Source organism: Enterobacter sp. FUJ80071, assembly GCF_038739915.1.
Lineage (GTDB): Bacteria > Pseudomonadota > Gammaproteobacteria > Enterobacterales > Enterobacteriaceae > Enterobacter > Enterobacter kobei.
Window position 1 is genome coordinate 3,864,916 of record NZ_JBBXKH010000001.1, and the last position, 13,211, is coordinate 3,878,126.

At 54.3% G+C, this 13,211-nt stretch carries 12 protein-coding genes and 1 other RNA gene; 4 read left to right on the forward strand and 9 right to left on the reverse strand.

Annotated features, from left to right (window positions below):
- Positions 1–93 precede the first annotated feature (93 nt).
- From zapA to AAER43_RS18745, 3 genes are all read left to right on the forward strand, one after another.
- Positions 94–423, forward strand: coding sequence for a cell division protein ZapA (gene zapA, locus AAER43_RS18735; protein WP_006811891.1), 330 nt, complete (start codon positions 94–96; stop codon positions 421–423).
- A 41-nt stretch (positions 424–464) separates the two neighbouring features.
- Positions 465–648: non-coding RNA, 6S RNA (ssrS, locus tag AAER43_RS18740), on the forward strand.
- 24 nt (positions 649–672) lie between these two features.
- Complete coding sequence (locus tag AAER43_RS18745) at positions 673–1,269, forward strand: 5-formyltetrahydrofolate cyclo-ligase (protein WP_050862333.1); 597 nt, start codon at positions 673–675, stop codon at positions 1,267–1,269.
- A 115-nt stretch (positions 1,270–1,384) separates the two neighbouring features.
- Here AAER43_RS18745 and serA read toward each other — a convergent pair whose 3' ends face one another.
- Together serA and rpiA are read right to left on the reverse strand one after the other, a co-directional pair.
- Entirely contained in the window at positions 1,385–2,617 is a 1,233-nt protein-coding gene (gene serA / locus AAER43_RS18750; protein WP_014885150.1) for a phosphoglycerate dehydrogenase, read from the reverse strand.
- A gap of 267 nt (positions 2,618–2,884) precedes the next feature.
- Entirely contained in the window at positions 2,885–3,544 is a 660-nt protein-coding gene (gene rpiA, locus AAER43_RS18755) for a ribose-5-phosphate isomerase RpiA (RefSeq protein ID WP_003860091.1), read from the reverse strand.
- A gap of 127 nt (positions 3,545–3,671) precedes the next feature.
- On the opposite strand from rpiA, the gene argP reads away from it, so the two are divergent.
- Positions 3,672–4,565, forward strand: a complete 894-nt coding sequence (gene argP, locus AAER43_RS18760) for a DNA-binding transcriptional regulator ArgP (protein WP_008499727.1) — start codon at positions 3,672–3,674, stop codon at positions 4,563–4,565.
- 44 nt (positions 4,566–4,609) lie between these two features.
- Here the strand turns inward: argP and AAER43_RS18765 are convergent, their stop codons facing one another.
- The 7 genes from AAER43_RS18765 to tkt all read right to left on the reverse strand — a co-directional run bounded on the left by AAER43_RS18765 (position 4,610) and on the right by tkt (position 12,977).
- Complete coding sequence (locus tag AAER43_RS18765) at positions 4,610–5,341, reverse strand: oxidative stress defense protein (RefSeq protein WP_014885152.1); 732 nt, start codon at positions 5,339–5,341, stop codon at positions 4,610–4,612.
- A 92-nt stretch (positions 5,342–5,433) separates the two neighbouring features.
- Positions 5,434–6,069 (reverse strand): arginine exporter ArgO, encoded by a 636-nt coding sequence (argO, locus tag AAER43_RS18770; RefSeq protein ID WP_050862334.1) that lies wholly within the window; start codon positions 6,067–6,069, stop codon positions 5,434–5,436.
- Positions 6,070–6,214: 145 nt separating this feature from the next.
- Positions 6,215–7,069: a small-conductance mechanosensitive channel MscS gene (gene mscS, locus AAER43_RS18775; RefSeq protein WP_023331254.1), complete on the reverse strand. Its 855-nt coding sequence runs from the start codon at positions 7,067–7,069 to the stop codon at positions 6,215–6,217.
- A gap of 186 nt (positions 7,070–7,255) precedes the next feature.
- On the reverse strand, positions 7,256–8,335 hold the full coding sequence (gene fbaA, locus AAER43_RS18780; RefSeq protein WP_014885155.1) for a class II fructose-bisphosphate aldolase: 1,080 nt from the start codon (positions 8,333–8,335) through the stop codon (positions 7,256–7,258).
- A 92-nt stretch (positions 8,336–8,427) separates the two neighbouring features.
- Entirely contained in the window at positions 8,428–9,591 is a 1,164-nt protein-coding gene (pgk, locus tag AAER43_RS18785) for a phosphoglycerate kinase (RefSeq protein WP_014885156.1), read from the reverse strand.
- A gap of 49 nt (positions 9,592–9,640) precedes the next feature.
- The gene (gene epd / locus AAER43_RS18790; RefSeq protein WP_014885157.1) at positions 9,641–10,660 is read right to left on the reverse strand and encodes an erythrose-4-phosphate dehydrogenase; all 1,020 of its coding nucleotides are present in this window, start codon (positions 10,658–10,660) and stop codon (positions 9,641–9,643) included.
- Between the two features lie 325 nt (positions 10,661–10,985).
- Positions 10,986–12,977 (reverse strand): transketolase, encoded by a 1,992-nt coding sequence (gene tkt, locus AAER43_RS18795; protein ID WP_014885158.1) that lies wholly within the window; start codon positions 12,975–12,977, stop codon positions 10,986–10,988.
- Positions 12,978–13,211 lie beyond the last annotated feature (234 nt).

Consider the following 13,211-nt stretch of genomic DNA (forward strand, 5'->3'; position numbering starts at 1 on the left):
TGTATCTTCACATCAGGGTAGCTATAGTGTCGCCCCTTCGCAGCCCCCGGGGCAGTAAGCGAAGGCAGCGCAGTCAATCAGCAGGAAGGTGGCATGTCTGCACAACCCGTCGATCTCCAGATTTTTGGCCGTTCACTGCGAGTGAATTGTCCGCCTGAACAAAGGGATGCTTTGAATCAGGCTGCGGACGATTTGAATCAGCGGTTGCAAGATCTAAAAGAACGCACTAGAGTCACAAATACTGAGCAGCTGGTTTTCATCGCCGCGTTGAACATCAGCTATGAACTGACTCAGGAAAAAGCGAAGACCCGCGACTACGCGGCTAGCATGGAGCAGCGCATTAAAATGCTCCAGCAGACCATAGAACAGGCATTGCTTGATCAAGGTCGCAATCCCGAAAGACCGGGACCAAAGTTTGAATAACACTTCTCAGTTGACTATGGTAGAGTAACTGTGAAGACAAAATTTCTCTGAGATGTTCGCAAGCGGGCCAGTCCCCTGAGCCGATATTTCATACCACAAGAATGTGGCGCTCCATGGTTGGTGAGCATGCTCGGTCCGTCCGAGAAGCCTTAAAACTATGACGACACATTCACCTTGAACCAAGGGTTCAAGGGTTACAGCCTGCGGCGGCATCTCGGAGATTCCCTCTTTCTTCTTCTACCTACTACCATGATTCAATTCCCTGAAGTTTCTGCCTCACGCCAGGATATCCGTCAACTTATTCGCCAGCGTCGTCGTGCACTTACGGCTGAACAACAGTCGCATTTTGCCCAGCAGGCCGCCGCCCGCATGATGGCGTGGCCCCCGGTGGTTATGGCTAACACGGTCGCTCTGTTCCTGTCGTTTGATGGCGAGCTCGATACCCAACCACTTATCGACCAGCTCTGGCGCGCCGGGAAGAAGGTTTATCTACCGGTGCTGCATCCTTTTAGCAAAGGCAATCTTCTGTTTCTGCACTACCATCCGCACAGCGAGCTGGTGGTGAATCGTCTGAAAATTACCGAGCCCAAACTCGACGTGCGCGACGTGCTCCCGCTGTCACAGCTGGACGTGCTGATTACGCCGCTGGTGGCGTTTGATGAACAGGGCCAGCGCTTAGGAATGGGCGGCGGTTTTTACGACCGGACGCTGCAAAACTGGCAGCAGTATGGGTTGCAGCCGGTGGGTTATGCGCATGATTGTCAGGGCGTGGAGGCGTTGCCCGTGGAGAAATGGGATGTGCCGTTGCCGGCGGTGGTGACGCCATCGACGTTGTGGGAGTGGTGAAACAGGCGTGCAGCCTGATGCCCTCACCCCAGCCCTCTCCCACAGGGAGAGGGTGAAAACATAAAAAACGGTAACGATAGTTACCGTTTTGCATTTACCTCGCCACCCGACACCATCAGTAAAGCAGACGCGCGCGAATCGTCCCCGGAATCGCTTTCATGCTCTGCAGCGCTTTCTCGGCAACATCTTCATCCGCTTCGATATCAATCACCACGTAACCCATCTGCGAGTTGGTTTGCAGGTACTGGGCGGCAATGTTGACGCTCTGCTCGGCAAAGATTTGGTTGATAGCCGTCAGCACGCCAGGACGGTTTTCGTGGATGTGCAGCAGACGGCGACCACCGTGCAGCGGCAGAGACACTTCCGGGAAGTTCACCGCAGAGAGCGTGGAACCGTTGTCGGAGTATTTGCTCAGCTTACCCGCCACTTCAAGGCCGATATTCTCCTGCGCTTCCTGAGTAGACCCGCCGATGTGTGGCGTCAGGATCACGTTGTCGAATTCGCAGAGCGGAGAGTTAAACGGATCGCTGTTGGTGGCAGGCTCCGTCGGGAACACGTCAATGGCCGCCCCCGCCAGATGCTTACGCTTCAGAGCATCGCACAGCGCAGGGATGTCGACCACCGTACCGCGCGCGGCGTTGATCAGCAGTGAGCCCGGTTTCATCAGCGCCAGCTCTTCTGCACCCATCATGTTTTTGGTGGACGCATTTTCCGGCACATGCAGGCTTACCACGTCGCTCATGTTCAGCAGGTCAGAGAGATGCTGCACCTGCGTCGCATTCCCTAGCGGCAGCTTGCTTTCGATATCGTAAAAGTAGACGTGCATCCCCAGAGATTCCGCCAGAATCCCCAGCTGAGTACCGATGTGGCCATAGCCGATGATACCCAGTTTTTTACCGCGCGCTTCGTATGAGCCCGCAGCCAGTTTGTTCCACACGCCGCGGTGCGCTTTGGCGTTAGCCTCCGGAATACCGCGCAGCAGCAGCAGTAATTCGCCAATCACCAGCTCCGCCACGGAACGGGTGTTGGAGAACGGGGCGTTAAATACCGGGATACCGCGTTTGGCGGCAGCATTCAGATCAACCTGGTTGGTACCGATGCAGAAACAGCCAATCGCAACCAGCTTCTCCGCCGCAGCAATAACGTCTTCCGTCAGTTGAGTACGGGATCGCAGGCCAATGAAATGGGCATCACGGATGGACGCTTTCAGCTCTTCGGTATCGAGCGCGCCCTTGTGAAATTCGATGTTGGTGTAACCCGCCGCACGAAGGCTATCAAGCGCTTTCTGATGCACGCCCTCGACCAGCAGGAATTTAATCTTGTCTTTCTCCAGTGATACCTTTGCCATTTCCCCGACCCTGTTTTTTATCTGAACTGATGTTGTGCTGGATTGAAATCCGCTGTAGCCAACATATCAAAAAAAACTATTGCAGCAATATGAACGTTTGCGTCGGCACTCTGAAGAAAAGTCATACAGGGCAAAATGGCAGAGCAAAATGCTAAGGAAATTTACAAACGTGGCAGGATCGGCAAAAGAGGTGGAAAAACGTGACACAAGTCACCGAATTTAGCTTTTCAAAAATTTTTTAGCGGGGGGAGCGCTCCCCCCGTCAGATCATTTTACGATGGTTTTCACACCGTCAGCGGTGCCGATCAGCGCCACATCCGCGCCACGGTTGGCGAACAGCCCTACGGTGACAACGCCTGGAATACCGTTAATCGCATTTTCCAGGGCAATCGCGTCGAGAATTTCCAGGCCGTGCACGTCGAGGATCACGTTACCGTTATCAGTGACCACACCCTGACGGTATTCCGGACGACCACCCAGCTTCACCAACTGACGGGCAACCGCACTCCGCGCCATCGGGATCACTTCGACCGGCAGCGGGAAATTACCCAGAATATCGACCTGCTTGGAGGCGTCAGCGATGCAGATAAATTTGTCTGCAACGGAAGCAATGATCTTTTCACGGGTCAGCGCTGCGCCACCGCCTTTGATCATCTGCATGTGGCCGTTGATTTCGTCTGCGCCATCGACGTAAATCCCAAGACGATCCACTTCGTTGAGATCGAAAACGGTAATGCCGAGGCTTTTCAGCTTTTCCGTGGACGCATCAGAGCTCGAAACCGCGCCCTCGATCTGCCCCTTCATCGTGCCCAGCGCATCGATAAAGTGTGCCGCCGTTGAACCCGTACCAACACCGACAATGGTACCTGGCTGTACGTACTGGAGAGCGGCCCATCCTACTGCTTTTTTCAGTTCATCCTGCGTCATGATCGTTTTGCCTGTGGTGTGAAAACTCAGGGCGCATTATAGAACACGTCGAATGGATTTCGTCTGCCACAAAGGGAAAATTGTGTCATAGTGCAGATTAAGCAAAATTTAGGAGCCAGCCAGAGCAATGAAACGTCCGGACTACAGAACACTACAGGCACTTGATGCAGTTATTCGTGAACGCGGTTTTGAGCGCGCAGCGCAAAAGCTGTGTATCACCCAGTCCGCCGTATCACAGCGTATCAAACAGCTTGAAAACATGTTCGGGCAGCCGCTGCTGGTGCGTACCGTGCCGCCTCGCCCAACGGAGCAAGGTCAAAAGCTCCTCGCCCTGCTGCGCCAGGTTGAGCTGCTGGAAGACGAGTGGCTGGGTGACGAACAAACGGGCTCCACGCCGCTGCTGCTCTCTCTGGCGGTCAACGCCGACAGTCTGGCAACCTGGTTACTGCCCGCCCTTGCCCCGGTCCTGGCCGACTCCCCTATTCGCCTGAATCTACAGGTTGAAGATGAAACCCGTACCCAGGAACGTCTGCGTCGCGGTGAAGTTGTTGGGGCGGTCAGTATTCAGCCTCAGGCGCTGCCAAGCTGCCTGGTGGATCAACTGGGGGCGCTGGACTACCTGTTTGTGGGTTCAAAAGCCTTTGCGGAGCGCTACTTCCCTAACGGCGTCACCCGCGCCGCGCTGCTGAAGGCGCCTGCCGTGGCGTTTGACCATCTGGACGATATGCATCAGGCGTTCCTGCAGCAGAACTTTGACCTGCCGCCGGGCAGCGTGCCGTGCCATATCGTCAACTCGTCTGAAGCTTTTGTGCAGCTTGCGCGTCAGGGCACTACCTGCTGTATGATCCCGCATCTGCAGATTGAGAAAGAGTTGAAAAGCGGTGAGTTGATTGATTTAACGCCGGGGCTGTATCAGCGCCGGATGCTCTACTGGCATCGTTTTGCGCCGGAAAGCCGCATGATGCGCAACGTCACCGATGCACTGCTGGCGTATGGGCATAAGGTGTTGAGACAGGATTAAAAAGAAAAAGCCGGGTGGCGGCTACGCCTTACCCGGCCTACAGGTTACTGAGCCGGTTTCGGCTGTGCTGCAACAGGCTCCAGCTGGAACACCACATCCACCTGATCGTCGAACTGAATGGTTGGCTGCTCGTAAGTTTCCTGAGCAGAAACCGGTGCCGCGTCAGCCTTCATCATCCGTACCATCGGGCTTGGCTGATAGTTAGAGACGTGGTAACGCACGCTGTATACCGGGCCAAGCTTGCTCTTGAAGCCGGACGCCAGCTGTTCAGCCTGATGAATGGCATCATCAATCGCCGCTTTACGCGCTTCGTCTTTGTATTTCTCCGGTTGCGCAACGCCCAGCGACACGGAACGGATTTCGTTCAAACCGGCCTTCAGCGCACCATCCAGCAGTGAATTCAGCTTGTCCAGCTGACGCACGGTCACTTCAACCGTACGCACGGCACGGTAGCCTTTCAGGATGCTTTTGCCGTTCTGGTAGTCGTAATCCGGTTGGGTACGCAGGTTAGCAGAGCTGATGTCTTTCTTGGCGACACCGTTCTGTTCCAGGAAGGAGAGATATTGCGCAACGCGGTCGTCCGCCTGTTTTTTGGCAGAGGCGGCATCTTTCGCAGCCACGTTGACTTCAATTGCCAGGGTTGCGACATCCGGTACCGCGTCCACGCTTGCGGTGCCTGACGTGACAATGTGCGGGCCATCCGGCAGTTCACTCGCCTGCGCCGACACCGCACCTAAACTCACTAATGCCGCCAGGGCCATCACTTTAAACTTCACTGTCATTCCTCCATGTTGCGAAGAGTGCCCCAGAAACAGGGCGCATGCCAGCAAGCTTAGCGGGTCTGGCTCAGTTGTCCATAAGACAACGCTTAGTTGAACAAACCCTGAACATGATGAACGCCCTCTTTCGCCAGCTGGAAAGCGATAAACCACATCACCAGACCGACCAGCGTATTAATGATGCGCTGGGCTTTGGCGGTCCGCAGTCGTGGCGCCAGCCACGCCGCCAGAATCGCAAGACCGAAGAACCACAGGAACGACGCGCTGACGGTTCCCAGCGCAAACCAGCGTTTAGGCTCAACGTCCAGCTGTCCGCCGAGGCTACCCAGCACCACGAAGGTATCCAGATAGACATGCGGGTTAAGCCAGGTCACCGCCAGCATGGTGACGATAATCTTCCAGCGCCCCTGCTTCATCACTTCAGCGCTTGCCAGTTCGAGGTTACTGCTCATCGCCGTTTTCAACGCACCGAATCCGTACCACAACAGGAAGGCGACGCCGCCCCAGGTCACCAGCGCCAGCAGCCACGGCGACTGCATCAGAAGTACACTCCCGCCAAAAATCCCGGCGCAGATCAGCAGCAAATCGCTCACCGCGCACAGCAGGGCAATCATCAGATGATACTGGCGGCGAATACCCTGGTTCATCACGAACGCATTCTGGGGACCGAGGGGAAGGATCATGGCCGCACCTAAAGCAAGCCCTTGAAAATAATAGGATAACATGACGAAATTCTCACAGTAATGTTCTGGATGCAGACTATACTGCGCGAATCACATTAGAGGAAATGGATAATATTAATTGGGGATTAGCAAGGCTTATAAAATCAAAGCCCGGTGGCGCTGACGCTTACCGGGCCTGGGGGTGACGTTACTCTGCTTCTTTAACTTTTTTGACGTTCACGTCCATCTGCGGATACGGGAAGCTGATGCCGTTGGCGTCAAACTCACGCTTAATACGTTCCAGCACGTCCCAGTATACGTTTTGCAGATCGCTGCTTTTGCTCCAGATACGCACCACGAAGTTGATAGAGGACGCGCCCAGTTCGTTCAGGCGTATAGTCTGCTCTTTATCCTTCAGAATACGATCGTCGGAGGCAATGATGTTGCTAATCAGTGACTTCACCTGATCGATATCAGAATCGTACGCTACGCTGATAATAAGCTCGTTACGACGTACCGGCTCACGGGAGAAGTTGGTGATGTTCCCATCGATGACCTTCTTGTTCGGCACGATCACGATTTTACCGTCTATCGAACGCAGCGTGGTGGAGAAAATCTGCACATTCAGCACGGTACCCGCCGTGCCGCCCAGATCGACATATTCACCGGCGCGGAACGGACGGAAGGTGACCAGCAGAACGCCAGCCGCCAGGTTAGCGAGCGAGCCCTGAAGTGCCAGACCAACGGCCAGACCGGCGGCGCCCAGCACGGCAATGACGGAGGCGGTCTGAACACCAACACGGCCTAATGCCGCAATGAGGGTAAACGCGATAATGCCATAGCGCACCAGCGCTGACAGGAAATCAGCAACCGTGGCGTCAATGTGGCGAGTGAGCATGACGCGATTGATGGCTCGGGAAACGGTACGGGCAACAATCATCCCCACGACAATAATGGCAATTGCCGCCGCAATATTCACGGCGTAGCTGATGAGCAGCGCCTGATTGCGCACCAGCCAGGAGCCAGCGTTATTGATGCTATCTACAACACCGAGATCTTCCATTTATCTTTCCTTATGCTCTTATAAACAACAAAAACCATCCCATAGCGAGACAGGCAGGTCAGTAAAGGGTAAACAAAAAGTACGCGTATTGCCAAGCAGATCACAAAAACAGGTATTGCAGGATATTGAAAAAGCATAAAAAAAGGCCCGCTATTGCGGGCCTTTTAACGCTTTCAGCAGCTCAAATTACAGAACGTCAACCGCGTTCAGTTCTTTGAATGCCTGCTCCAGACGAGTAATCATTGAAGTCTGTGCAGCGCGCAGCCATACGCGTGGATCGTAGTATTTCTTGTTCGGCTGGTCTTCGCCTTTCGGGTTGCCCAGCTGACCCTGCAGGTAAGCTTCGTTAGCTTTGTAGTACTGCAGGATACCGTCCCAGGTAGCCCACTGGGTGTCGGTATCGATGTTCATTTTCACCACACCGTAGCTGACGGAGTCTTTGATTTCCTGAGCAGAAGAACCGGAACCGCCGTGGAAGACGAAGTTCAGGCTGTTGTGAGGCAGGTTGTGTTTCTTAGAAACGTATTCCTGAGAATCACGCAGGATGGTTGGAGTCAGAACCACGTTACCTGGTTTATAAACGCCGTGTACGTTACCGAAGGACGCTGCAATGGTGAAGCGTGGGCTGATTTTGCTCAGCTCGGTGTACGCGTAATCAACGTCTTCTGGCTGGGTGTACAGGGCAGAAGCGTCCATGTGGCTGTTGTCCACGCCGTCTTCTTCACCACCGGTGCAACCCAGTTCGATTTCCAGAGTCATGCCCATTTTGGCCATGCGCGCCAGGTACTTAGAGCAGATTTCGATGTTTTCGTGCAGTGACTCTTCAGACAGGTCGATCATGTGAGAAGAGAACAGTGGTTTACCGGTGGCTGCGAAGTGTTTTTCACCCGCGTCCAGCAGACCGTCGATCCACGGCAGCAGTTTCTTCGCGCAGTGGTCGGTGTGCAGGATAACAGGAACACCGTAGTGCTCAGCCATCTGGTGTACGTGGTGCGCACCAGAGATAGCGCCCAGGATAGCAGCACCCTGAGGAATGTCAGTTTTCACGCCTTTGCCCGCGATGAACGCAGCACCACCGTTAGAGAACTGAACGATAACCGGTGCTTTAACTTTGGCAGCGGTTTCCAGTACGGCGTTGATGGAGTCGGTACCTACGCAGTTAACTGCTGGCAGAGCGAAGTTGTTTTCTTTAGCTACCTGGAACACTTTCTGTACGTCATCACCAGTGATAACGCCAGGTTTTACGAAATCAAAAATTTTAGACATGTTGCTTAGTCCTGTATCTTCGGCCGTTAGAAAAGGTGCGAGCTCTGATAAGCGCGCTGAAAATTGGGCAGGTTTCCCTGCCCTTGAATGGCTTACTTCTTAGCGCGCTCTTCGAGCATTGCTACTGCTGGCAGAACTTTGCCTTCCACGAATTCGAGGAATGCACCGCCACCAGTGGAGATGTAGGAGATCTTGTCAGCGATACCGAACAGATCGATAGCTGCCAGGGTGTCACCACCGCCTGCGATAGAGAACGCTTCGCTGTCTGCAATAGCGTTAGCCACGATTTCAGTCCCTTTGCGGAAGTTCGGGAATTCGAACACGCCAACAGGACCGTTCCACAGGATAGTTTTTGCGTTTTTCAGGATATCAGCCAGTTTTTGTGCAGAAACGTCGCCCAGGTCCAGAATCTGCTCTTCATCTTTGATGTCGTTAACAGATTTCAGGGTCGCGGTTGCGGTTTCGGAGAACTCGGTCGCCACGCGAACGTCAGTTGGAACCGGGATGTCACAGGTGCCCAGCAGGCGTTTCGCTTCGTCAACCAGGTCCGCTTCATACAGGGATTTACCCACGTTGTGGCCTTGAGCAGCAACGAAGGTGTTCGCGATACCACCGCCAACGATCAGCTGGTCAGCGATTTTTGACAGGGAATCCAGCACGGTCAGTTTGGTAGACACTTTAGAACCACCAACGATAGCGACCATTGGACGAGCAGGTTCTTTCAGCGCTTTGCCCAGTGCTTCCAGTTCGTCAGCCAGCAGAGGACCCGCACATGCTACGTCTGCAAATTTACCGATACCGTGGGTAGAGGCCTGAGCACGGTGCGCCGTACCAAATGCATCCATCACGAAGACGTCGCACAGTGCAGCGTATTTCTTAGACAGGGTTTCGTCGTCTTTCTTTTCGCCTTTGTTGAAGCGAACGTTTTCCAGAACAACCAGCTCACCAGCAGCCACTTCAACGCCGTCCAGGTAATCTTTTACCAGGCGAACCGGGTTGGACAGTTTGTCTTTCAGGTAATTAACCACTGGCAGCAGAGAGAACTCTTCGTTGTACTCGCCTTCGGTAGGACGACCCAGGTGGGAGGTGACCATCACTTTCGCGCCCTGCTTCAGAGCCAGTTCGATGGTTGGCAGGGATGCACGGATACGCGCGTCGCTGGTCACTTTACCCTCTTTAACCGGTACGTTCAGATCAGCACGGATGAAAACGCGTTTACCAGCCAGATCCAGATCGGTCATCTTAATTACAGACATGGTGAATCCTCTCGTTGATTCTTAAAGTTTTGCAGACGCACGATGCGTCTTACCTGAAACCTTGAGCGGCCATTGCTAACGTGGTGTCGAGCATCCGGTTAGCAAAGCCCCATTCGTTATCACACCAGACCAGCGTCTTGATAAGGTGTGCGCCACTGACCCTCGTTTGCGTGCCATCAACAATAGCGCTGTGCGGGTCGTGGTTAAAATCTACTGAGACCAACGGTAATTCCGTATAGTCAACTATACCATGAAATGCTCCCTGTGCCGCTTTTTGCAGCAACAGGTTGACTTCACAGGCTTTTACCGGTTTTTTCACCGTCACGCTCAGGTCGATTGCGGTGACGTTAATCGTCGGGACACGCACGGCAATCGCTTCAAAACGGTCATTAAACTGCGGGAAAATTCGGGTGATCCCTGCCGCCAGTTTCGTATCTACCGGGATGATTGACTGGCTCGCCGCGCGAGTGCGTCGTAAATCCGGATGGTAGGCATCAATAACCTGCTGGTCGTGCATGGCGGAGTGAATCGTGGTCACGGTGCCGGACTCAATGCCATACGCATCGTCTAACAGTTTGATGACCGGAATAATGCAGTTGGTGGTACAGGAGGCGTTGGAAACGATGAGGTGTTCAGCCTGCAGCTCATGCTGGTTGACGCCAAACACGACGGTCGCGTCGAGGTCGTTACTGCCGGGATGAGAAAACAGGACTTTTTTCGCACCGGCTGCCAGGTGAGCTTCGCCATGTTCGCGATTGCCGTAAACCCCGGTACAGTCGAGCACCACATCCACGCCCAGCTCACGCCACGGTAGCCCTGCGATACTGCTTTCATGCAGCACGCGGATGGCATCGTCACCGACAAACAGCTGCTCTCTTTCCTGGCGAACATCCCAGGCAAAGCGGCCGTGGCTGGTGTCATATTTCAACAAATGCGCCATGCCCGCAGCATCCGCCAGTTCGTTGATTGCCACCACGGTTATTTCCGCACGACGCCCGGATTCATATAAAGCACGAACCACGTTGCGCCCGATGCGACCGAAGCCATTAATCGCTACGCGTACGGTCATAGATCTCCTGCAAAGCTATCCCTGAGTTTGAGGTGGCTGAAAGAGTAATCCAGCTACGCCCGAAGGGGAATCTTTGCTATCACAAACTGCGATTGATTGGTCAATTGTCGAACATTTAATCGACTGAAACGCTTCAGCAAGAATAAGCGAATCGAGGAATAAAAGGAATGGCTGTCCAGATGAATAAGCGTGCTATATGACATGCGTCACATTTTCGGTGGAATAATGCCTACAAAAAAGCCGGGTGGCGCGCTAGCGCTTACCCGGCCTACTTGCGTGCCATTTGTAGGCCCGGTAAGCGTAGCGCCACCGGGCAAAACAGCAATTACAGCAGTTCTTTCGCCTTAGCGACAACGTTATCAACGGTGAAGCCGAACTCTTCGAACAGCAATTCTGCTGGCGCAGACTCACCGAAGGTGGTCATACCGACGATAGCGCCATTCAGGCCCACGTATTTGAACCAGTAGTCAGCGATACCCGCTTCCACTGCCACACGCGCAGAAACCGCTTTAGGCAGAACAGATTCACGGTAAGCCGCATCCTGTTTGTCGAACGCATCGGTAGACGGCATGGAGACCACGCGCGCCTTAACGCCTTCGGCAGTCAGTTTTTCCCATGCTGCAACCGCCAGTTCAACTTCAGAACCGGTCGCGATGAAGATCAGCTCAGGCTGGCCTGCACAGTCTTTCAGCACGTAACCACCGCGAGCGATGTTCGCCAGCTGCTCTGGCGTACGCTCCTGCTGTGCCAGGTTCTGACGGGAGAGGATCAGCGCAGTTGGGCCGTCCTGACGCTCAACGCCGTATTTCCACGCTACCGCAGATTCAACCTGGTCACATGGACGCCAGGTGCTCATGTTCGGGGTCACGCGCAGGGAAGCCACCTGCTCTACCGGCTGGTGAGTTGGGCCATCTTCGCCCAGACCGATGGAGTCGTGGGTGTAGACCATCACCTGACGCTGTTTCATCAGCGCAGCCATACGCACGGCGTTACGCGCATACTCTACGAACATCAGGAAGGTAGAGGTGTACGGCAGGAAACCGCCGTGCAGGGAGATACCGTTGGCAATCGCGGTCATACCGAATTCACGTACACCGTAATGGATGTAGTTACCGGCAGTGTCTTCGTTAATTGGCTTAGAACCAGACCACAGAGTCAGGTTAGATGGCGCCAGGTCAGCGGAACCGCCGAGGAATTCAGGCAGCAATGGACCAAATGCTTCGATCGCATTCTGGGACGCTTTACGGCTGGCGATTTTAGATGGGTTCGCCTGCAGCTTAGCGATGAATTCGTTCGCTTTCGCGTCGAAGTCAGACGGCATTTCGCCTTTCATACGACGGGTAAACTCAGCCGCTTCCTGAGGGAAGGCTTTCGCATAGGCGGCGAATTTCTCGTTCCAGGCAGCTTCTTTCGCCTGGCCCACTTCTTTTGCATCCCACTGAGCATAGATCTCAGATGGAATTTCGAATGCAGGGTGTTTCCAGCCCAATGCTTCACGGGTCAATGCGATTTCCGCGTCGCCCAGCGGTGCGCCGTGGGAGTCATGCGTACCCGCTTTATTCGGAGAACCGAAGCCGATGATGGTTTTGCACATCAGCAGGGACGGTTTATCGGTGACCGCGCGCGCTTCTTCTACTGCACGTTTAATCGAGTCAGCATCGTGGCCATCAACGCCACGCACAACGTGCCAGCCGTAGGCTTCGAAACGTGCTGCGGTGTCGTCAGTGAACCAGCCCTCAACGTGACCGTCGATGGAGATGCCGTTGTCATCATAGAACGCAACCAGTTTACCCAGCTTCAGGGTACCTGCCAGGGAGCACACTTCATGAGAAATGCCTTCCATCATGCAGCCGTCGCCCATGAACGCGTAGGTGAAGTGGTCAACAATGTCATGACCAGGACGGTTGAACTGCGCCGCCAGCGTCTTCTCAGCAATCGCCATCCCCACTGCGTTAGCAATACCCTGACCCAGTGGGCCGGTGGTGGTTTCTACGCCAGCGGTGTAACCCACTTCCGGGTGACCTGGAGTTTTGGAGTGCAGTTGGCGGAAGTTTTTCAGCTCTTCAATAGGCAGATCGTAGCCAGTGAGGTGCAGCAGGCTATAGATCAGCATAGAGCCGTGGCCGTTAGACAGCACGAAACGGTCGCGGTCAGCCCATGCCGGGTTCTGCGGGTTGTGGTTAAGGAAATCACGCCACAGGACTTCGGCGATATCTGCCATACCCATAGGGGCACCCGGGTGGCCGGATTTGGCTTTCTGTACTGCATCCATGCTCAGCGCACGAATAGCATTAGCAAGCTCTTTACGTGAGGACATTTTAACTCCAGATCGGACTGTTAAAGGCCATGCCCTTGACGACAGCGCGTTTTGGGCTACGCCGGAAAAAAGTGCCAACAATGTAACCCAAGCCGCAGGGCATGTACATGGACCATTCTTTTGCAGCTTAAGAAATCTCTGGATCATGCTCGCATGTTGCGCAATCTGCTCGCCCGCGCCTGTAGATATTCCTTATACTTATCCCGGCCCCGGCTTCGTTGCGGGTGCACTTTT

Excerpts from the sequence above, each read along its gene's own strand:
- zapA (WP_006811891.1), top strand. The coding sequence starts at position 94 with ATGTCTGCACAACCCGTCGATCTCCAGATTTTTGGCCGTTCACTGCGA.
- AAER43_RS18745 (WP_050862333.1), top strand. The coding sequence starts at position 673 with ATGATTCAATTCCCTGAAGTTTCTGCCTCACGCCAGGATATCCGTCAA.
- serA (WP_014885150.1), bottom strand. The coding sequence starts at position 2,617 with ATGGCAAAGGTATCACTGGAGAAAGACAAGATTAAATTCCTGCTGGTC.
- rpiA (WP_003860091.1), bottom strand. The coding sequence starts at position 3,544 with ATGACGCAGGATGAACTGAAAAAAGCAGTAGGATGGGCCGCTCTCCAG.
- argP (WP_008499727.1), top strand. The coding sequence starts at position 3,672 with ATGAAACGTCCGGACTACAGAACACTACAGGCACTTGATGCAGTTATT.
- argO (WP_050862334.1), bottom strand. The coding sequence starts at position 6,069 with ATGTTATCCTATTATTTTCAAGGGCTTGCTTTAGGTGCGGCCATGATC.
- mscS (WP_023331254.1), bottom strand. The coding sequence starts at position 7,069 with ATGGAAGATCTCGGTGTTGTAGATAGCATCAATAACGCTGGCTCCTGG.
- fbaA (WP_014885155.1), bottom strand. The coding sequence starts at position 8,335 with ATGTCTAAAATTTTTGATTTCGTAAAACCTGGCGTTATCACTGGTGAT.
- pgk (WP_014885156.1), bottom strand. The coding sequence starts at position 9,591 with ATGTCTGTAATTAAGATGACCGATCTGGATCTGGCTGGTAAACGCGTT.
- epd (WP_014885157.1), bottom strand. The coding sequence starts at position 10,660 with ATGACCGTACGCGTAGCGATTAATGGCTTCGGTCGCATCGGGCGCAAC.
- tkt (WP_014885158.1), bottom strand. The coding sequence starts at position 12,977 with ATGTCCTCACGTAAAGAGCTTGCTAATGCTATTCGTGCGCTGAGCATG.